The organism is Streptomyces sp. TLI_105 (assembly GCF_900105415.1).
Lineage (GTDB): Bacteria > Actinomycetota > Actinomycetes > Streptomycetales > Streptomycetaceae > Streptomyces.
Genome location: NZ_FNSM01000001.1, coordinates 1,216,288 through 1,236,594 on the forward strand (window position 1 = coordinate 1,216,288; position 20,307 = coordinate 1,236,594).

Here is a 20,307-nt window from a genome sequence, read left to right on the forward strand (position 1 = left end):
GACGGAGAACGGCCGGACGGGCCACGGACCCCGTCCGGCCGTTCTCCTTCCGCGTCCTCCCCGGCGGTGCGGACGATCACCGCTTCCCCACGCTGTGCATCGCTCGATTCGACCGGACCAGGGGTGGGGATCCGCATGGCGGGACGGACACAGGGGGAACGCGACGGCGGGGCGGCGGAGCCGTCCGGACGGCGAGGAGGGCTGGGCTGCCTCCTGACCGCCGTCGGTCTCCTGCTCGCGCTCGTCGCCGGCATCGGCTGGGCGTTCCTGGAGCCCATGGGCTACTGGCCGGGGTCGTCGATGACGACGGCCTGGACGGCGCGGAGCGACACGGACGGGACCCCGCCGAAAAACGCCCCGGACCGCACCTGGCTCATCGGCGACACCGTCGTGCGCGGCGGCCCTGACGGCGTCCGCGCCTTCCGCGCCGGATCCGGCGCGGAGCGCTGGCAGTACGCCCCTCCCCGCCTCACCGACCTCTGCGCGCTCAGCCCCACGGTCGACGGTTCGGTGGCGCTGGTCGCCCGCACCGGGCGCGACGGGGGCTGCGCCACCGTCGCCGCGCTCGACCTCGAGAACGGCCGCGAACTGTGGCACACGTCCCGGGTCCCGGCGCTCCGCACCCCCTCCGAGAGGGACATCTTCGGTCTGCGGCCCGACGGCCCGGGCGTCGGCGTCGGCGGCGCCCTCACCGTCGCCGGCGGACTCGGCGTCGTCCTCGAGGAGGGGCGTGGCGCGCCCGCCCTCCGGGCCCTCGAACTGCGCACCGGCGCGGCGCGCTGGACGGCGGCCGTGCCGAAGGGCTGCGTCCCCGGCGTGTCGGCCGCCGGCCCGAAGCAGATCGTCACCGTCCTCACCTGCCGTGACGAGATGAAGGTGGCCGCCTTCGATCCGGCGGACGGCTCGGCGCGGTGGGCCGTCCCGCTCGACGCCCGTCGTGGCGTCCCCACCGGGTCGATCGTGACGGTCGTGTCCGCCGAGCCGATCGTGCTGCGGATCGACGCCCGAGACCTCCTCGTCTTCGGGCCGGACGGCACCCCCGGTCCGCGGATCGAGCCGGTCGGCCCGCCCCACAGGCTGGACGGCGGCGACGTGGCCGTCTCGGACGGTCGGGTCTTCAACCTCACGAGCGGCGGCCGGTGGGGACGTGTCGTCGCCCACGACCTGGCCTCCGGCGACAAGCTGTGGGAGGAGGACCTGGGCGGCGCCGCCTACACCCTCGGCGGGCTGCACGCGGAGGCCGGCCGGGTCATGGCGCTGAAGACCTCCGCCCGGTCCGGCGACGTCCTGTACACCCTCGACGCCGCCACCGGCGACGAGGAGGAACGCGTCTTCCGCGACCTGGAGGCCCCGGCCCGGGAAGTGCTTCCGTACGGGGAGCTGCTCATCGCCGTCCACCCGGGCGGCGGCACCCTGTCCCTCTCCGCGTACGAGCCGTGGTGACGGAGGCCCCGGCCGCCGGGGCCGGGAGGGCCGTCAGCAGGACCCCCGCACCACCAGCTCCGTGGGAAGGACCCTGCTCGGCCGGTCCGGGGTGCCGGCCACGTCCTGGATCAGCATCCGCGCCATGGTGCGGCCCATCTCCTCGATGGGCTGTCGCACGCTCGTCAGCGGCGGGTCCATGAGCCGGGCGACCGGCGAGTCGTCGACGCCGACGAGGGCCACGTCCTCCGGGACCCGGCGGCCCGCCTCGCGCAGGACGCTCCGCGCGCCGGCCGCCATCACGTCGGAGGCGGCGAAGACGGCGTCCAGGTCGGGCCGGCGGTCCAGGAGCTCCCGCATGGCCTGCCGGCCGCCCTCCTCGGTGAAGTCGCCGTTGGCGACGAGCGTCTCGTCGGGCGTGAGTCCGGCCTCCGTGAGGCCCGCCCGGTAGCCGCCGAGCCGGGCCCGCGCCACGTACATGTCGAGGGGGCCGGTGACGGTCGCGATACGGCTCCGGCCGCGCCCCACCAGGTGGGCGACGGCCGTCCGTCCGGCGCCGATGTTGTCGGAGTCCACGTACGGCACGGGCTCGGCCTCGGTGCGGCGGCCGTTCAGCACGACCGGGAGGCCCAGTTCCCTGATGCGGTCGGGCAGCGGGTCGTCGCCGTGGACCGAGGCGAGCAGCACCCCGTCGACGCGCTGGGCGGCGAGGTACTGCTCGAAGCGCTGTCGCTCCTGCTCGCTGCGGACCAGGGTGAGCAGGAGCTGCTTGTCGGCCTCGGCGAGCTCGGCGCTGACCCCGCGGATGAGGTCGAGGAAGTAGGGCTCGGCGAAGAGCCGGGCCTCGGCCTCGGGGATGACGAGCGCGATCGCGTCGGTGCGGCTGCCCGCCAGGGCGCGGGCCGCCTGGTTGGGTACGTAGCCGAGTTCGGCGACGGCTCGGGCGACGGCCGTCCTGGTCCGCTCGCTCACCCGGGGGGAGCCGTTGATGACCCGGGAGACCGTGCCCCGGCCGACCCCGGCCCTGGCCGCGACCTGTTCCAGGGTGGGTCTGCCGCTCTGCCGTCCGTTCACGACTCCCGAACTCCCCTCGTAGGACAACGCGCCGCTCACCTGCCCGGATGACCGCCCAGGCTGATGGGAGCGCTCCCACACTAGTCCACGGCCACCCCGCCGCGCCACGCGCCCGCGTTCAGGAGATGACGGCCCGACACCTCGCCGAAGGCCGCGAAACCCCCGGAAAACCTTCCGGTAACGAATCCGTGTTCATGTCTTGACACTCACACCCGCCAGGCAGCAACCTTCCGGCAACGACGTGGGAGCGCTCCCATCGGGACGCGACACAGCCTTGCATCAGGTCCTGGCGGGCGCCGCCGAGCCGCGATCGGCCGGCCGGGCCTCTTGGCGCACAAAGAGCACCACCTTGGACGAGGAGAGTGGAATGCGCACTTCCAGCAGCAGACGCGGACGCCGTGCGGCGATCGCGGCGGTCGCCGTCGTCGTGACCGGCACGACCCTGCTCACCGGTTGCGGCAGCGACGAGGACGACGGCGCCGGCAAGGACGGCCAGGGCGCCGGGAAGATCACGCTGCGGGTCGGGACCTTCGGTTCCTTCGGCTACGACAACAAGACCGGCGCCAAGCTCTACGCCGAGTACGAGCGGCTCCACCCGAACATCAAGATCGAGGAGTCGAACGTCTCCGACGGCCAGAAGTACTGGGACACGCTGAAGCTGCGCCTCACCCAGAACAGCGGCGTCGCCGACATCCAGGCCGTCGAGGTGGGCTACATCGCCGAGGCGACCGGCACCGCCATGGCGAACAAGTGGGTCGACCTGAGCAAGGAGGGCGGCGCGAACCTCGGCGCCTTCCTCGACTGGAAGGTCAAGCAGGCGACGACGGCCGACGGCAAGGTCATCGGCCTCGGCACCGACATCGGCCCCATGGCCATCTGCTACAACAAGGAGCTCTTCGCCAAGGCCAAGCTGCCCACCGCCCGCGAGGAGGTCGCCAGGCTGTGGGCCGGCGACTGGTCCAAGTTCCTCGCGACCGGCGAGAGGTACAAGGCGGCCGCGCCCGCCGGCACCGCCTTCCACGACTCCGCGAGCGGCCTGTTCAACGCCGTCGTCTCCAGCGACCCGGTGCAGTACGCCAACGCGAGCGGCGAGCTCGACTGGGAGAACAGCCCCGGCGTGAAGAAGGCCTGGGAGACCGCCGTGAAGGCGGCCCAGGGCGGACTCACCGCCAAGCTGCGCCAGTTCGACGAGAAGGGCACGTGGAACGCGGCCTTCAAGAACTCGAAGTTCGCCACGGTCGCCTGCCCGAGCTGGATGACCGGCATCATCAAGGACCAGGCCGGTCCCGCCAACCAGGGCAAGTGGGACATCGCCGCGCCGCCGGTCGCCGGGAACTGGGGCGGCGCCTTCCTCGCCGTGCCGAAGGCCGGCAAGCACACCAAGGAGGCCGCCGAGCTCGCCGCCTGGCTGACCGCCCCGGCGCAGCACGCCAAGGTCTTCGCGGTCAACGGCAACATGCCCTCGTCCAAGGACACGCTGCTCTCCGCCGCGGTCCAGGAGGCGAAGCTGCCGTACTTCGGCGACACGCCGGTCGGCAAGATCTTCTCCAGCGCGGCGGTCGGCATCCACCCCGCCGTCATCAGCCGCTACGACGGCCAGGTGAAGACCTTCCTCACCGACAACGGCATCCTCGACATCGAGCAGCGCGGCACCGACCCGGCCAAGGCCTGGGAGAACGTCAAGAAGCTGGTCGACGACAAGATCGACCACTAGGCCCCGTCCGGAAAGTCCCCCCTGGGCCGCGGCGTCTGGCCCGCACGCTCGCCGCGTTGCCGAAACGCCCTGGTAGCTCCGCTACGAAGGCACCCCGGCGCCTTGCGATCGCACGCACCAGACCCCGCGGCCCCTGCCCTCCGGGCAGACGGCGCTACTTTCCGGACACGGCCTAGCGGGGGCGCCTGCCGGTCCGTCGTCGCCTGCGGGCGGCGGACCGGCACCGTCCGCACCACCGCACGCATCGACCTGGAAGGACGCCCCCGTGGCCACCTCCGTTCGGGCGAAGCGGGCCGGCTCCCCGCCGCCCGTCGCACCGCCCTCCTCCCCCGACGGCCCCCGCGGCCGCCGTGCCGCCCCGGGCGGCTGGCGCAGCGCGCTCTACCGCTGGGACATCAAGGCGATCCCGTACGTCTTCATCGCCCCCTTCTTCCTCACCTTCGCGGCCTTCGGGCTCTTCCCGCTGCTCTACACCGGCTGGCTCTCGCTGAACCGGGTCGAGCTCGGCGGCGATCCGACGTGGAAGGGCCTGGAGAACTACACCGACCTCGCGACCAGCGAGTTCTTCTGGAACGCGCTCCTCAACACCTTCACCATCGGGGTGATATCGACCGTTCCGCAGCTGCTCATGGCCCTGGGCCTGGCGCACCTGCTCAACTACAGGCTCCGCGGCCGGGGCTTCTTCCGGGTCGCGATCCTCGCCCCGTACGCCACCTCGATCGCGGCGGCGACCCTGGTCTTCGCCCAGCTGTTCAACACCGACTACGGCATGATCAACGGCCTCCTCGGCTGGATCGGCGTCGACCCGGTGGACTGGGAGTCGTCCAAGTGGCCGGCGCAGATCGCGATCTCGGTGATCGTCACCTGGCGCTGGACCGGCTACAACGCGCTGATCTACCTGGCCGCGATGCAGGCCGTGCCGCAGGACCTCTACGAGGCGGCCTCGCTCGACGGGGCCTCGCGCTGGCGGCAGTTCACCAGCGTCACCATCCCGTCGATCCGGCCGACGATCCTCTTCACGATCATCGTCTCCACCATCGGCGCGACCCAGCTGTTCGGCGAGCCGATGCTCTTCGGCGGCAGCGTCGGCATCAGCGGCGGCAGCGGCAACCAGTTCCAGACGCTGAGCCTGCTGATGTACGAGAAGGGCTGGGTGACCGGCGCGCTCGGACAGGCCTCCGCGATCGCCTGGGTCATGCTCCTGCTCCTCCTCCTGATCGGCGGCGTCCAGGCGCTGGTCTCCCGCCGCGACCGCACGAAGCTGGGGGGATGACCTCATGGCCCGCACACTCGACACGACGCCGATCGCGGCCGAGGTCCCGGCGGCCCGGCCGGGGCGTCGCTTCCGCCAGTCGGCCGGCCGTCAGCACCACGCGGGGCCGGTGACGTACGTCCTGCTCGTCGTCGCCGCGTTCGTCTCGCTCTTCCCGCTGTACTGGAACGTGGTCGCCGCCTCCCACACCGGCGAGCGGGTCGTGGAGGCCCCGGCGCCGCTGCTGCCCGGCAAGCGGCTCCTGGACAACCTGAGCTTCGCCTGGAACCAGGTCGACATGGGCGAGGCGCTGGTCAACACCACGATCGTGGCGAGCCTGGTGGCGCTGTCCACCGTGCTGTTCTCCACGCTCGCCGGCTTCGCCTTCGCCAAACTCCCCTTCCGGGGCCGGGGCATGCTGCTCTCGCTGGTGGTCGCCACGATGACGATCCCGCCGCAGCTCAGCGTCATCCCGCTGTACCAGATCATCACGGACCTCGGCTGGTTCGACCAGCTCCAGTCGGTCGTGCTGCCCTCGCTGGTCGCCGCCTTCGGCGTGTTCTTCATGCGCCAGTTCCTGCTGGAGGCGCTGCCGATGGAGCTGGTGGAGGCGGCCCGGATGGACGGGGCGCACAGCCTCCGGATCATCTGGCACGTGGTCTTCCCCGTGGCCAGGCCGGCCATGGCCGTGCTCGGCATGCTGGTCTTCGTCCAGGCCTGGAACGACTTCTTCTGGCCGTTCATCGCGCTCACCCCGGACGGCAGCCCCACCCTGCAGGTGGCGCTCGCCGGCCTCGGCGCGGGCAACCACACCGTGGACCACGCCGTGGTGCTGACCGGTGCCCTGATCTCCACCGTGCCGCTGCTGCTGGTCTTCGCCTTCCTCGGCAAGCACATCGTCGGCGGCATCACGGCCGGCGCCGTCAAGAGCTGACCGGCCGCGCCGATCCCCCCCCGTACCGAACGTACCTTTCCCGTAACCGTGTTGGGAGCCCCCTCCTATGACCGCGCCCGAAACCCGGCCGCTCACCGCCGTCCGCTCGTTCCCCGCCGACTTCCTGTGGGGCGCGGCCACCGCCGCGTACCAGATCGAGGGAGCGGCGGCGGAGGACGGCCGTACCCCCTCCATCTGGGACACCTTCTCGCACACCCCCGGCAAGGTCTTCGAGGGCCACACCGGTGACGTGGCCGTCGACCACTACCACCGGTTCCGCGAGGACGTCGGGATCATGGCCGAACTCGGCCTGAACGCCTACCGGTTCTCCGTCTCCTGGTCCCGCGTCCAGCCCACCGGCCGGGGTCCGGCCGTCCAGCAGGGACTCGACTTCTACCGGCGGCTCGTCGACGAACTCCTCGCGGCCGGGATCGAGCCGGCGCTGACCCTCTACCACTGGGACCTGCCGCAGGAGTTGGAGGACGCGGGCGGCTGGCCGGAGCGGGCGACCGCCGAGCGGTTCGCCGAGTACGCGGGGATCGTCGCCGCGGCCGTCGGCGACCGGGTGAAGCGGTGGACCACGCTCAACGAGCCCTGGTGCAGCGCCTTCCTGGGGTACGGCTCCGGGGTGCACGCGCCGGGCCGGACCGATCCGGTGGCCGCGCTGCGCGCCGCCCACCACCTCAACCTCGGGCACGGTCTCGCGGTGCAGGCGCTGCGGGCCGCGCTGCCGGCGGACCGGCAGATCGCGGTCTCGCTCAACCTGCACGAGATCCGTCCGCTGACCGGTTCGGCCGAGGACCTGGACGCGGCCCGTCGCATCGACGCCGTCGGCAACCGGATCTGGCTGGGGCCGATACTGGAGGGCGCCTACCCGGAGGACCTGTTCGCCGACACGGCGCACCTCACCGACTGGTCCTTCGTCCGGGACGGCGACACCGCGACGGCGCACCAGCCGCTGGACCTGCTCGCGATCAACTACTACACGCCGACGGTGGTCTCGACGGTGCCGGAGGGCGCGGAGAAGCCTCAGGACGACGGTCACGGCAACAGCGAGCACTCGCCGTGGCCGGGGGCGGACGCGGTCGCCTTCCACCGGGCGCCGGGCGAGCCGACGGCGATGGGCTGGGCGGTCGACCCGAGCGCGCTGTACGACCTGCTGACCCGGGTCTCCGCGGCGTACCCCGATCTTCCGCTGGTGATCAGCGAGAACGGGGCGGCGTACGAGGACGTGGTCGGTCCGGACGGTTCGGTGCACGATCCGGAGCGGGCCGCCTATGTGCACGCGCACCTGGAGGCGGTGCACCGGGCGATGGCGGACGGGGTGGACGTGCGCGGCTACTTCCTCTGGTCGCTGCTGGACAACTTCGAGTGGGCGTACGGCTACGCGAAGCGGTTCGGCGCGGTCCGGGTGGACTACGACACCCTGGAGCGCACCCCGAAGTCCAGCGCCCGCTGGTACGGCCGGGTGGCGCGCTCGGGTGAGCTGCACGCGCCCGGCGGGCACTGACGCGGGACGGGAAAGGGTCGTGCCGGGCGCCCGGCACGACCCTTTCCTCAGAGGTCGGTCACCTGTCAGATGTCGACGACCCGGTAGCCGATGACGTAGATGCCGCCGGAGCCCTCGACGGTGCGCCACTGGGTCTCGGCGCCGACCTCGCTGCCGGTGACGAGCGTGGCGCCGAGCTTGTCGTCGCTGCTGGTGGAGTCGTAGTCCCACAGGGTCAGGGTGCGGGCCTGCTCCTTGCCGAGGATGAGCGCGGCGTTGCCGTTGCCGTCCTCCATGGAGCGGACGTAACCGGTGCCCATGGTCTGGTACTTGATGCCGTTGCCGGGCCAGACCTTGACGGCGTTGCCGTTGGCGTCGGTGATCTTGAGGTAGGCCTCGTCGTGGTCGCCCTCGCTGTTCTGCTGGCAGTGCAGCTCGAACAGCTCGATCTTCACGTAGTCGATCGGCTCGGCGTGCGCGGTGCCGGCGAAGGCTCCGAGGCTGCCGAGTCCCAGCAGGGCGGTGGCGGCCGCTCGGACGACTCGGTTCTTGCGCATGTGGTCCCCCCACATATCAGGTCACTCGTGTGACGTGGTGCCCGGTCCGCCTTCCCCGGCGGCCCGGTGTGCCTTTCCCCTCGGCACGACACTCACTGTGCCCCGCGGTCCCGTCCCGGCTCTACGCGCGTTCCGCTGGGTGGAACGCGCGGGGAACTACAGGACGAGGGCGGTCGTCGGGACCGGTGCCCGCCGGCCGCCCCGGGCCAGCGCGCGGGTGACCGCGGCTCCCGCCTCGGCGACGCCCTGGGCCAGCGCGTCGAGTCCGCGGCCCGCGGGGACCATGCCGGCGAGCGCGGCGACCGTGCGGCCGTCCGGGGCGCGGACGGGCAGCGCGGCGCAGCACACCCCCTCCATCACGTCCTCCCGGTCGAGGACCGGCCCGCCGCGGAGGGGCCCGCACAGTGCCTTCCCGGCGGCGGTGTCGAGGCGGAACGCGATGCCGTCGCGCACGGGGAGGAGCGGCTCCAGGTCGCCGGGCACCGAGCTCACGGTGATCGCCATGTCCTCGCGCAGCACGGCCAGGACGACGCTGGCGCCGGTGACGGCCCGGAGGCGCTGGAGCGGCAGCCGGGCGGCGGGGCGCAGACCGGGGTGCGGTTCCCAGGCCTGGCCGAGGCGGTAGAGCTGCGGGCCGACCCGGTAGCGGTTGCCCTTCCGTTCGACGGCGCCGACTCCGACCAGCTGGTCGAGCAGCCGGTGGACGCTGCCCTTGGGCACTCCGCAGGCGAGCGCGAGTTCGGTCACGCCTGCCTCGTCGCCGTTCCGGCGCAGGGCGTCGAGCAGCGCGAACGCCCCTTCCAGCACTCCCCGGCCGCGCTCCTGGCGCCCCGGCGCGGCCGTCCTCGCGACGCCGCCCGTTCTCCGTGCCGCTCCGGTGTCCATGAGTCCCCCTGACTCGCTACGCCCGGCCGTGTCCCCCGATGGCACGGCTGCGGGCCCAGGTCCACGATGCCGCAGACCGGACCATTACGACGAAGGGCTTGCGTGCCCGGTCGTGTCGCCTCGTGCCCGGCCCGCCCGACGAGGGACCCCTTAGGGTGGGCGGCCATGAGAGAAGCTCAACCGCCCGCCGCCCGGTCCCGTCGTCGCAGGGCCGTCGGACTGGTCGCCGGGGCCACCGTGGTCGCGGGGCTCGCGACCGCGTTCGTCGTCGCCGCGCCGCCCTCGGAGTCCGCGCCCCGCCCGGCGGCGAAGGCCTCGGCGGCGAGTCCCTGGATGCGCGCGGCGGGGGCGCCGCTGACGGTGATCGCCCACCGGGGCGCCCCGTCCGCGGCTCCCGAGAACACCCTGGTCTCCGACGAGGTGGCCCGGCGGGGCGGGGCCGTCTGGATCGAGAACGACGTCCAGCCCAGCAAGGACGGCGTGCCGTACATCCTGCACGACACCACCGTCGACCGGACCACGGACGGCACGGGACCGATCCGCTCGCTGACCTCCGCCCAGCTCGACTCCCTGGACGCCGGCTCCTGGTTCGCGCCCGCCTACGCCGGCACCCGGGTCCCGACCCTGGCCGCCCAGCTCGCGGATCTCAGGGAGCGCGGCGGGAAGCTGCTCCTGGAGATCAAGGGCCGGCACAGTCGCGCCGAGGTGGACCGGATCGTCCGGGAGGTCCGGGACCAGGACATGACGGACCGGGTCTTCGTGCAGAGCTTCGACATCCCGTCCCTGCGGTACGCCCACGAGCTGGCGCCCGAACTGCCGCTCGGCCTGCTGCGCGGCACCCTGGACGCCGACCCCGTCGCGCTCGCCCGGGAGCTGGACCTCTCCGCGTACAACGTCTCGGACGCCGCGCTCGCCACCCGTCCGCAGCTGGTCGGCGACCTGCACGCGGCCGGCGTGGCCGTGAACGTGTGGACGGTCGACGCCCCGGCGCGCTGGAAGGCCCTGGACGCGCTCGGCGTGGACGGCGTCATCACGAACCGCCCCACCGAGCTGGGCGGCTGGTCGTCCGGCCGGACGAGCTGAGCGGCGCCGGGGCGGCCCGTCAGCGGGCGGTCAGTTCCCGCAGGAGGTCGGGGTTGACCACCCGGAGGATCGTCGCGATGTCGCCGGGATCGGCCGCCGGCCACAGGACGGCCCTGGCCGCGCGGTACTTGGCGGCCAGCCGTTCCCGCTGGGCGGGCGGCAGGGCGGCGGCCCGGTCGGCGCGGCTGTTGTGCGCGTTGTCGGCGATCTTCACGAGGGTGGCTTCGGGATCCTCCGCGATCCGGCGGAGCTTCTCCTCGTAGGCCGTGTCGGGGTGGTTGGTGACGGCTTCGACGAGGGCGACGACCCGGGCGGGGATCCCGGCGGCGCGCAGCCGCTCCGCCGTCCACCCGGTGTCCTCGATGACGTCGTGCAGCAGCCCGGCCATGGCCAGGTGCGGGCCGAGCGGCTCCAGGCCCGCGGCGACGGCCCGGACGTGGGCGACGTAGGGCACGCCGGCCTTGTCGACCTGTCCGGCGTGCGCGCGGTCGGCCAGTTCGTCCACTTGGGCGAGAGTCTTCATGTCCCCCATCATCGCCGGGCGGTGGAGTGGACGCGGTCGTCACATGCTGTTCACACCGAACCGGGAATGCCCGCCCCGCGGCCCCCGGTTGCCGGATGCATGACTCTTGGAGTGACGCTCAGTTCGACCTCCCGGCAGCTTCCGATCGACGACACGGTGCGGCTCGCGCGGGAGGCGTACGACGCCGGCCTGCACTCGGCGTGGTTCGGCCAGTCCTTCGCGTACGACTCTCCCTCGCTCGCCGCGATCGTCGGGCGTGAGGTGCCCGGGCTGCACGTCGGGACGTCCGCGATCCCGGTTTTCGGCCGCCATCCGCTGCTCGTCTCCAGCCAGGCGCAGACCGCGCAGGCCGCCACCGGCGGCCGCTACCACCTCGGGCTCGCCCTCGGCACCCGGCACCTGACCGAGACCGCGTTCGGCCTCCCGTACCAGCGGCCGATCGGTCTGCTCAGGGAGTTCCTCACCGCCCTGCGGCCGCTCCTGGAGACGGGCGAGGCGGACTTCCACGGGGAGCTGCTGACCGCGACGACGCCGTACCCGGCGGCGGTGCCGGGGGCGGACCGGCCGACGGTGCCGGTGCTCGTCGCCGCGATGGGCCCGCAGGCCCTGCGCGTCAGCGGTGAACTCGCCGACGGCGTCCTGCCGTTCCTCGCGGGTCCGCGTGCGCTGGCCGAGCACATCGTGCCGACCGTGACCGCCGCCGCCGAGGCGGCGGGCCGGCCGGCGCCCCGGATCGTGGCCCTCGTGCCGGGCGTGGTGACGTCGGACGCCGAGGGCGTGCGGCAGAGGGCGGCGGAGGCGCTCGCGCTCTACGAGCGGATTCCCTCCTACCAGCGTGCGATCGAGCTCTCCGGCGCCGACCGGGCGGCCGGACTGGCCGCGATCGGGGACGAGGAGACGGTCGCCGCCGAGGTGCGGCGCTACCGCGAGGCGGGGGCGACGGAGGTGGTCTTCACCGCCACGGACCTGGGCGGCGAGGACGACCGCCGCCGCACCTGGAAGCTCCTCGGCGAGCTGTCGCGCGGCTGAGGCCTGTCCCCGTCCGGTCGCCCGGGGCGCCGGGCAGGCCCTGACACGGCTGCTCAGCGCCTCCCCGCGCCCTGGGTCACCGCCTCGGCCCGGTCCGGTTCCTCGCCCTCGGTGTCCAGGTGGGGCAGGATCCGGTCCAGCCAGGCGGGGGTCCACCAGGCGTGGCGGCCGAGGAGGGTCATCACGGCGGGCACGAGCAGCAGGCGCACCACGGTGGCGTCGATGAGGACGCTGGCGGCGAGGCCGAGGCCGAGCATCTTGACGACGATGTTGTCCGAGACGATGAAGGCCGCGAAGACGCTGACCATGATCAGTGCGGCGCAGGTGATGACCCGGGCGGTGATCTCCAGGGCGTGGGCCACGCTGGCCTTCGAGTCCCCGGTGCGCAGCCAGGCCTCGCGGACGCGGGACAGCAGGAAGATCTCGTAGTCCATGCTCAGGCCGAAGACGATGGCGAACATCATCATCGGTACGTAGCTCTCGATGGGCACCTTGCCGGAGACGCCGAGCGCGGGTCCGCCCCAGCCCCACTGGAAGACGGCCACGACGACGCCGTACGAGGCGGCGATGGAGAGCACGTTGAGCACGGCCGCCTTGATCGCGACGAGCAGTCCGCGGAAGACGATGAGGATGACGAGGAAGGCGAGCCCGACCACGACGGCGATGATCAGCGGCAGGCGGCTGGAGACGATGTCGAGGAAGTCGACCTGGGCGGCCGTGTTCCCGGTGACGTAGCTCTGCGCGTCGGTGCCGGCCACCGCCTGCGGGAGGACGTCGTCGACGAGGTGGTTGGTCAGCCGGGTCGTCTTCTCGTCCTGCGGGGAGGCCACGGAGTAGGCGGTGCCGACGAGGACGTCCCCGTCGGAGGTGGTCTGCAGCGGGGTGATGAAGGCGGCGTCCGGGACGCCCGTCAGCGCGTCCTTGAGTTTGGTGCCGAGGTCGGCACGGTCGGCGGCGGGGACGGCCGACTGGTCGACGACGAGGGTGAGAGGTCCGTTCGCGCCGGGGCCGAAGGCCGTGGAGATCAGGTCGTAGGCCCGCCGGTCGGTGAACGACTTGGGGTCGGCGCCGTCTCCGATGTGGCCGAGCTGGATGAAGAGCAGGGGGAAGGCCAGGACGAGCAGGGCCAGGACGCCGCCGGTGAGGAACCACCAGGGGCGCTTCTCGACGCGTTGCGCGTATCGGTGCCAGGTGCCGTGCGCGGGCGCGCCGGGCTCGGCGTCGGTCTCCGCCACGGGTTTGCGGACGTGGTAGCGGTCGATCCGGTGGCCGACGAGTCCGAGCATGGCCGGGACGAGGGTGAGCGCGGCGATGACGGCGGTGACGACCGTGAAGGCGGCCGCGAGGCCGAGTTTGCCGATGAAGGTGACGCCGGAGACCCACAGGCCGGAGAGGGCGATGATGACCGTGCAGCCGGAGACGAGGACGGCGCGGCCGCTGGTGGTGGTCGCGAGGGCGGCCGCGTCGGCGGGATCACGGCCGTGCATGAGGTTCTGGCGGTGGCGGGTGATGAGGAACAGCGCGTAGTCGATGCCGACGCCGAGGCCGATCATGGTGGCCAGGGTGGGTGAGACGGTCCCGAAGGTGAAGGCGGCCGCCATCAGGCCGAGCAGGGCGAGTCCGCAGACCGCGCCGAGGAGTGCGGTGACCAGCGGCATGACGGCGCCGATGACGCTGCCGAAGCCGATGAGGAGGACGACGATGGCGACGGCGAAGCCGATGGCCTCGCTGCTGCGGTCGTCGGCCGTCGGCCGGGCGAGTTCGCCGAGCGAGCCGCCGTACTCGACGGTGACGCCGGCGTCCCGGAGCGGCTGGACGGCGGCGTCGACGCCGTTCAGGTAGTCGGTGCCGAGGGTGGAGGGCGCCACGCTGAAGCGGATGGTGATGTAGGCGGTCTTGCCGTCCGTGGAGAGCGGGCCGGTGTTGGGCGTCCCGGCCGGGAGCGGGGGCGGGGTGGTGCCGGGCGGCGGCAGCGGGTTCTGGGCGCCGAGGACGTCGGGGAGCTTCGCCAGGGCGGTGACGGCGGAGTTGACCGCGGACGACTCCTGCGTGAGGGGCTTGGAGGGGTCGTTCAGGACGACCTGGGCGCTGTATCCGCCGGCGGCGGGATCGTGCGCCTTGAGGACGTCGAGGCCCTCGGCGGACTGCACTCCGGGGAGCGCGAAGTCGTCGGAGAACATTCCGCCGACGGCCCGGTCGGTGATCTGGAGTCCCGCGACGGCCGCCAACCAGAGGGCGATGACGACGAGGAAGTGGCGGGCGCACCAGTGACCGAGTCGGTAGAGAGCGCCTTGGGGGGATGCTGGCCGGCCCTGGGCCGGGCTTCCTGCGTTCATGGCGTGGCCGTGTCCGGATAGGGAAGTCCCCGAGCGGTTCCGGCACCCGCGGCGTGCGGGCCTACCCCGTCCATTGTTCGCCCGGCTCCGCGCTCCGGCATCTCGGCCGGAGGAAGGCCGGGGACGCCGGAGGAAGGCCGGTGGGAAGTCGATGGGAAGAGGGTAGGAAGCCGCCCGGGGCGGGCGGTCGGCCCGTGACCTCCGGGAAAGGGGAGCAGCATGCGGGACGAGGGTGCCGGGCGGAAGCCGCTGTCGGCGGCGGAACTGTTCGACGATCTGGGCATGGCGTACGAGCGGGCCTTCGGGCAGCTGCCGGAGCAGTCGGCGGCGGTGGACTGGCTCACGGAGCGCCTGGGCGCGGGGGCCCGGGTCCTCGACGTCGGCAGCGGCACGGGGCGGCCGGTCGCCGACCGTCTGGTGCGGGCCGGGTGCGCGGTGACGGGCATCGACGTGTCCGGGGAGATGGTCGGGCTGGCCCGCGCGCAGGTGCCGGGGGCCGTGTTCGAGCAGGTGGACGTGCGTGACTACGACGCCCCGCCGGAGGGTTTCGACGCCGTGTGCGCCTTCTTCCCGCTGCTGATGATGAGCCGGGCGGAGGCCTCCGCCGCCCTGGAGCGGATGGCGGGCTGGGTGGCGCCCGGCGGCTATCTGGTGACCGCCACGGTGCCGGCGGACGTGGACGGGGTGGAGATCGAGTTCATGGGCCGGCCGGTCAGGGTCTCCAGCTTCTCGGTCGAGGAGTACGTGCGGACGCTGCGGGAGGACTGCGGTCTCGACGTCCTCCGGCACGAGGTGTCGGTCTTCCGGCCGGACGACGAGCGCGCGGTGCCGGAGGAACATCTGTTCTGCTTCGCGCGGCGCCCCGATCGGGCCGGTGGCGGGGGCTTCTGAGCCCGGCGTCGGGGGTGTCCGCCATTCGGACGGCCGTCTCGGGACACGGAAGAGAAGAAGGTCACAGTCGTACGCCCTCCTGCTCCTTTGTGGATCTCCCCTAGCATCCGAGCCATGACGGTCCTGCCTGACGACGGGCTCTCCCTGGCGTCCGAATTCCCAGACGCGCCACATGAGCAGTGGCAACACCTCGTGGCGGGTGTCCTGCGCAAGTCGGGCAAGGAGGTCTCCGGCGCCGCCGCCGAGGACGCCCTGTCCACTCTGCTGGAGGACGGCCTCGGCACCCGCCCGCTGTACACCGCGCGTGACTCCGCGCCCGACCCCGGCCTGCCCGGCTTCGCACCCTTCGTGCGCGGCGGGCGCGCCGAGGGCAACACGACCGACGGCTGGGACGTGCGCCAGCTCCACGTCACGGCCGACGGCGAAGCCGTCCTCGCCGACCTGGAGAACGGCGTCACCTCCCTCTGGCTCGGTGTCGGCGGCACCGGCATCCCGGTGTCCTCCCTCGACGGCGCCCTCGAGGGCGTCTACCTGGACCTCGCGCCCGTCGTCCTCGACGCGGGCGACGAGACGGAGGCGGCCGCCGAGCGGCTGCTGCGGCTGTACGAGGAGCGGGGCGTCGCCCCCGAGGCGGCCCGCGGCAACCTGGGGGCGGACCCGCTGGGCCACGAGGCCCGCACCGGCCGCGCGGCGTACGACCTCGCGTCCGTGACCGGGCTCGCGCGCCGCTGCGCCGACCGGTACCCGGGGCTGCGGGCCCTGACCGTGGACGCCCTGCCGTACCACGAGGCCGGCGGTTCGGCCGCGCAGGAGCTGGGCTGCTCGCTCGCGACCGGCGTCGCGTACCTGCGCGGGCTGACCGAGGCCGGACTGGACGTCACGGAGGCGTGCGGTCAGCTGGAGTTCCGCTACGCGGCCACCGCCGACCAGTTCCTGACGATCGCGAAGCTGCGCGCCGCCCGCCGTCTGTGGGCCCGCGTCGCCGAGGCCTGCGGCGCCCCGGAGGCGGGCGCGCAGCGCCAGCACGCGGTGACCTCGCGGGTGATGATGACGCGCCGCGACCCGTGGGTGAACATGCTGCGCACGACCATCGCGACGCTCGCGGCGGGCGTGGGCGGTGCCGACAGCGTCACCGTGCTGCCCTTCGACGACGCGCTGGGCCTGCCGGACGCGTTCTCCCGCCGGATCGCCCGCAACACCTCCAGCGTCCTCATCGAGGAGTCCCACCTGTCCCGGGTGATCGACCCGGCGGGCGGTTCCTGGTACGTGGAGCGCCTCACCGACGAACTCGCGCACGCGGCCTGGGAGTTCTTCCAGGCCATCGAGCGGGAGGGCGGCCAGGCCGCCGCGCTGCGCTCCGGCACGATCGGCGAGCGGCTCGCCGAGACCTGGACCGCGCGCAGCAGGAAGCTCGCCACCCGCCGCGAACCGATCACCGGCGTCAGCGAGTTCCCGCACCTCGCGGAGAAGCCCGTGGACCGCGCGCCCGCGCCCGAACCGCTCTCCGGCGGCCTTCCGCGCGTGCGGCGCGACGAGGCGTACGAGGCGCTGCGCGCCCGTTCCGACGCCCACCTCGCGGCGACCGGCGCCCGGCCCCGCGTCTACCTGGCGGCGCTCGGCCCGGCGGCCGCGCACTCGGCCCGGCTCGCCTTCGCCGCGAACCTCTTCCAGGCGGGCGGCATCGAGGCCGTCACCGAGGGCACGTTCGAGGAGAGCGGCGCCCGCGAGGCCTGCCTGTGCTCCAGCGACGCGCTGTACGAGGAGGGGGCGGAGGCCGCCGCCGGGGAGCTGCGCGCGGCCGGGGCCGAGCACGTCCTCCTCGCCGGGCGCCCCGGGTCGTACGCCGGTGTCGACACGTACGTCTTCGCCGGCTGCGACGCCGTCGCCCTGCTCTCCACCGCCCTCGACCGCATGGGAGTGTCCTGATGTCCATCCCCGATTTCTCCGGGATCGAGCTCGGGGCACAGGCCGCCGCCGGCGGTCCCGACGAGTGGCGCTCGGCCGTGAAGAAGGCGGCGGGCGGTGACGACCTGCTGTGGGAGACCCCGGAGGGCATCGCCGTCAAGCCGCTCTACACCGGGCAGGACCTGGAGGGCCTCGACTTCCTGGAGACCCTCCCGGGCATCGCCCCGTACCTGCGCGGTCCGTACCCGACGATGTACGTCAACCAGCCCTGGACGATCCGTCAGTACGCCGGTTTCTCCACGGCCGAGGAGTCGAACGCCTTCTACCGGCGCAACCTCGCGGCCGGGCAGAAGGGCCTGTCGGTCGCCTTCGACCTGCCGACCCACCGCGGCTACGACAGCGACCACCCGCGCGTCACCGGTGACGTCGGCATGGCCGGCGTGGCCATCGACTCGATCTACGACATGCGGCAGCTGTTCGACGGCATCCCGCTGGACAAGATGTCCGTGTCGATGACGATGAACGGCGCGGTGCTGCCGGTCCTCGCGCTGTACATCGTGGCCGCCGAGGAGCAGGGCGTACCGCCCGAGAAGCTGGCCGGGACCATCCAGAACGACATCCTCAAGGAGTTCATGGTCCGCAACACGTACATCTACCCGCCCGGGCCGTCGATGCGGATCATCTCCGACATCTTCGCGTACACCTCGCAGCGGATGCCGCGCTACAACTCCATCTCCATCTCCGGGTACCACATCCAGGAGGCGGGCGCGACGGCCGACCTGGAGCTGGCGTACACGCTGGCGGACGGTGTGGAGTACATCCGCGCGGGGCGTGAGGCCGGGCTCGACGTGGACGCGTTCGCGCCGCGCCTGTCGTTCTTCTGGGCGATCGGCATGAACTTCTTCATGGAGGTCGCCAAGCTGCGCGCCGCGCGGCTGCTGTGGGCGAAGCTGGTGAAGCAGTTCGACCCGCAGAACGCCAAGTCGCTGTCCCTGCGGACCCATTCGCAGACCTCCGGCTGGTCGCTGACGGCGCAGGACGTGTTCAACAACGTCACGCGGACGTGCGTGGAGGCGATGGCGGCCACCCAGGGCCACACCCAGTCGCTGCACACCAACGCCCTCGACGAGGCGCTCGCGCTGCCCACCGACTTCTCGGCGCGCATCGCGCGGAACACGCAGCTGCTCCTCCAGCAGGAGTCGGGCACCTGCCGGACGATCGACCCGTGGGGCGGCAGCGCGTACGTCGAGAAGCTGACGTACGACCTGGCCCGCCGTGCCTGGCAGCACATCCAGGAGGTCGAGCAGGCCGGCGGCATGGCCAAGGCCATCGACGCGGGCATCCCGAAGCTGCGCGTGGAGGAGGCCGCGGCCCGCACCCAGGCCCGCATCGACTCCGGACGGCAGCCGGTGATCGGCGTCAACAAGTACCGGGTGGCGTCCGACGAGCAGATCGACGTCCTCAAGGTGGACAACTCCTCCGTCCGCGCCCAGCAGATCGCCAAGCTGCGGCGGCTGCGCGAGGAGCGCGACGAGACCGCCTGCCGGGACGCGCTCGACGCGCTCACCCGGGCCGCGGGCGGCGACGGCAACCTCCTGGAGCTCGCGGTGCGCGCGGCCCGCGCGAAGGCCACCGTCGGCGAGATCTCGGAGGCCCTGGAGAAGGTGTACGGCCGGCACGCGGCGCAGATCCGTACGATCTCCGGTGTGTACCGCAACGAGACAGGCGAGTCCCCCTCCGTGGAGCGCACCCGGGCCCTGGTCGACGCCTTCGGCGAGGCCGAAGGGCGCCGGCCGCGCATCCTGGTCGCCAAGATGGGCCAGGACGGGCACGACCGCGGCCAGAAGGTGATCTCCACCGCCTTCGCCGACCTGGGCTTCGACGTGGACGTGGGCCCGCTGTTCCAGACCCCGGCCGAGGTGGCCCGTCAGGCCGTGGAGGCGGACGTGCACATCGTCGGGGTCTCGTCGCTGGCCGCGGGGCACCTCACCCTCGTGCCGGCGCTGCGGGAGGAGCTGGCGGCGGAGGGCCGCGAGGACATCATGATCGTGGTCGGCGGTGTCATCCCCCCGCAGGACGTGGCGACGCTCCTGGAGATGGGCGCGGCGGCCGTGTTCCCGCCGGGGACGGTGATCCCGGACGCGGCCCACGACCTGGTGACCCGGCTGGCGGCCGACCTCGGGCACGACCTGTGATCGGTCTCGACACGTATGTGAAGGGTGTGCTCGACGGGAAGCGGGCGGTGATCGCCCGCGCGATCACCCTCGTCGAGTCGACCCGCCCCCAGCACCGTGCGCTGGCGCAGGAGCTCCTCACGGAGCTCCTGCCGCACAGCGGCAAGGCCGTGCGGATCGGGATCAGCGGGGTTCCGGGGGTCGGGAAGTCGACCTTCATCGACGCGTTCGGGACGATGCTGACCGGGCTCGGTCACCGGGTGGCGGTGCTCGCCGTCGACCCGTCCTCGACCCGTACGGGCGGCTCCATCCTCGGCGACAAGACGCGGATGGAGCGGCTCGCCGTCGACCCGGCGGCCTTCGTCCGCCCCTCCCCCAGCGCGGGCACGCTCGGCGGCGTCGCGAAGGCGACGCGGGAGTCGATGGTCGTGATGGAGGCCGCGGGATACGACGTGGTGCTCGTGGAGACGGTGGGCGTCGGCCAGTCCGAGACCGCCGTGGCGAACATGGTCGACTCGTTCCTGCTGCTCACCCTGGCCCGTACGGGCGATCAGCTCCAGGGCATCAAGAAGGGCGTCCTGGAGCTGGCCGACGTGGTCGCCGTCAACAAGGCGGACGGTCCGCACGAGCGCGACGCCCGCGCCGCCGCGCGTGAGCTGGCGGGCGCGCTGCGGCTGATGCACGGCGCCGACGCCGTCTGGACGCCGCCGGTCCTCAGCTGCAGCGCGCGGGAGTCGGCGGGCCTCGACGAGGTCTGGGAGCGGCTGCGGCAGCACCGCTTGCTCCTCGACTCGACGGGCCGTCTCACGGCCAAGCGCCAGGACCAGCAGGTCGACTGGGCCTGGTCGATGGTCCGCGACGAGCTGCTGCGGCGGCTGCACACCGACCCGGCGGTCCAGGAGGTCACGCCCGCGCTCGAGCGGCGGGTCAGGGACGGCGAACTGACGGCGACCCTGGCCGCCGAGGAGATCCTGAAGGCCTTCGGGGAGCGCCGGGGCTGAGGCGCCGGGACGGCGCGACGGGTACGGACGCCTGGACG

The 20,307-nt window shown here is 72.9% G+C and carries 16 protein-coding genes; 11 read left to right on the plus strand and 5 right to left on the minus strand.

Annotated elements, in window-relative coordinates:
* Window positions 1-135 precede the first annotated feature (135 nt).
* Entirely contained in the window at window positions 136-1,443 is a 1,308-nt protein-coding gene (locus BLW86_RS05530) for an outer membrane protein assembly factor BamB family protein (RefSeq protein WP_143060227.1), read from the plus strand.
* A 33-nt stretch (window positions 1,444-1,476) separates the two neighbouring features.
* On the opposite strand, the gene BLW86_RS05535 is transcribed toward BLW86_RS05530, so the two are convergent.
* Window positions 1,477-2,496, minus strand: a complete 1,020-nt coding sequence (locus BLW86_RS05535) for a LacI family DNA-binding transcriptional regulator (RefSeq protein ID WP_093872971.1) — start codon at window positions 2,494-2,496, stop codon at window positions 1,477-1,479.
* Window positions 2,497-2,863: 367 nt separating this feature from the next.
* Between BLW86_RS05535 and BLW86_RS05540 the strand changes: the two genes are divergently transcribed.
* From BLW86_RS05540 to BLW86_RS05555, 4 genes are all read left to right on the plus strand, one after another.
* Window positions 2,864-4,210 (plus strand): ABC transporter substrate-binding protein, encoded by a 1,347-nt coding sequence (locus BLW86_RS05540; protein ID WP_093872972.1) that lies wholly within the window; start codon window positions 2,864-2,866, stop codon window positions 4,208-4,210.
* 265 nt (window positions 4,211-4,475) lie between these two features.
* A complete protein-coding gene (locus tag BLW86_RS05545) occupies window positions 4,476-5,483 on the plus strand; it encodes a carbohydrate ABC transporter permease (protein ID WP_093872973.1) in 1,008 nt (335 codons plus the stop codon).
* A gap of 4 nt (window positions 5,484-5,487) precedes the next feature.
* The gene (locus tag BLW86_RS05550) at window positions 5,488-6,396 is read left to right on the plus strand and encodes a carbohydrate ABC transporter permease (RefSeq protein ID WP_093872974.1); all 909 of its coding nucleotides are present in this window, start codon (window positions 5,488-5,490) and stop codon (window positions 6,394-6,396) included.
* 67 nt (window positions 6,397-6,463) lie between these two features.
* Window positions 6,464-7,906, plus strand: a complete 1,443-nt coding sequence (locus BLW86_RS05555) for a GH1 family beta-glucosidase (protein ID WP_093872975.1) — start codon at window positions 6,464-6,466, stop codon at window positions 7,904-7,906.
* Window positions 7,907-7,971: 65 nt separating this feature from the next.
* Here the strand turns inward: BLW86_RS05555 and BLW86_RS05560 are convergent, their stop codons facing one another.
* Together BLW86_RS05560 and BLW86_RS05565 are read right to left on the minus strand one after the other, a co-directional pair.
* Entirely contained in the window at window positions 7,972-8,442 is a 471-nt protein-coding gene (locus BLW86_RS05560) for a hypothetical protein (protein WP_256341229.1), read from the minus strand.
* Between the two features lie 156 nt (window positions 8,443-8,598).
* Window positions 8,599-9,327 carry an IclR family transcriptional regulator gene (locus BLW86_RS05565; protein WP_256341230.1) on the minus strand — a complete coding sequence of 243 codons (729 nt, stop codon included), beginning with the start codon at window positions 9,325-9,327 and terminating at the stop codon, window positions 8,599-8,601.
* A gap of 165 nt (window positions 9,328-9,492) precedes the next feature.
* Between BLW86_RS05565 and BLW86_RS05570 the strand changes: the two genes are divergently transcribed.
* Window positions 9,493-10,410: a glycerophosphodiester phosphodiesterase gene (locus BLW86_RS05570; RefSeq protein WP_093872978.1), complete on the plus strand. Its 918-nt coding sequence runs from the start codon at window positions 9,493-9,495 to the stop codon at window positions 10,408-10,410.
* Window positions 10,411-10,429: 19 nt separating this feature from the next.
* On the opposite strand, the gene BLW86_RS05575 is transcribed toward BLW86_RS05570, so the two are convergent.
* Window positions 10,430-10,933, minus strand: coding sequence for an HD domain-containing protein (locus tag BLW86_RS05575; protein WP_093872979.1), 504 nt, complete (start codon window positions 10,931-10,933; stop codon window positions 10,430-10,432).
* A 99-nt stretch (window positions 10,934-11,032) separates the two neighbouring features.
* On the opposite strand from BLW86_RS05575, the gene BLW86_RS05580 reads away from it, so the two are divergent.
* Window positions 11,033-11,962 carry an LLM class F420-dependent oxidoreductase gene (locus BLW86_RS05580; protein WP_093872980.1) on the plus strand — a complete coding sequence of 310 codons (930 nt, stop codon included), beginning with the start codon at window positions 11,033-11,035 and terminating at the stop codon, window positions 11,960-11,962.
* A 53-nt stretch (window positions 11,963-12,015) separates the two neighbouring features.
* On the opposite strand, the gene BLW86_RS05585 is transcribed toward BLW86_RS05580, so the two are convergent.
* The gene (locus BLW86_RS05585; RefSeq protein ID WP_093872981.1) at window positions 12,016-14,298 is read right to left on the minus strand and encodes an MMPL family transporter; all 2,283 of its coding nucleotides are present in this window, start codon (window positions 14,296-14,298) and stop codon (window positions 12,016-12,018) included.
* A 219-nt stretch (window positions 14,299-14,517) separates the two neighbouring features.
* On the opposite strand from BLW86_RS05585, the gene BLW86_RS05590 reads away from it, so the two are divergent.
* From BLW86_RS05590 to meaB, 4 genes are all read left to right on the plus strand, one after another.
* On the plus strand, window positions 14,518-15,189 hold the full coding sequence (locus BLW86_RS05590) for a class I SAM-dependent methyltransferase (RefSeq protein ID WP_093872982.1): 672 nt from the start codon (window positions 14,518-14,520) through the stop codon (window positions 15,187-15,189).
* Window positions 15,190-15,303: 114 nt separating this feature from the next.
* Entirely contained in the window at window positions 15,304-17,115 is a 1,812-nt protein-coding gene (locus BLW86_RS05595) for a methylmalonyl-CoA mutase family protein (RefSeq protein WP_093872983.1), read from the plus strand.
* The gene (gene scpA / locus BLW86_RS05600; protein ID WP_093872984.1) at window positions 17,115-19,289 is read left to right on the plus strand and encodes a methylmalonyl-CoA mutase; all 2,175 of its coding nucleotides are present in this window, start codon (window positions 17,115-17,117) and stop codon (window positions 19,287-19,289) included. Before BLW86_RS05595 ends, scpA begins: the two co-directional genes overlap by 1 nt.
* Window positions 19,286-20,269, plus strand: coding sequence for a methylmalonyl Co-A mutase-associated GTPase MeaB (gene meaB / locus BLW86_RS05605; RefSeq protein WP_093872985.1), 984 nt, complete (start codon window positions 19,286-19,288; stop codon window positions 20,267-20,269). Before scpA ends, meaB begins: the two co-directional genes overlap by 4 nt.
* The last annotated feature ends 38 nt before the right edge of the window (window positions 20,270-20,307 follow it).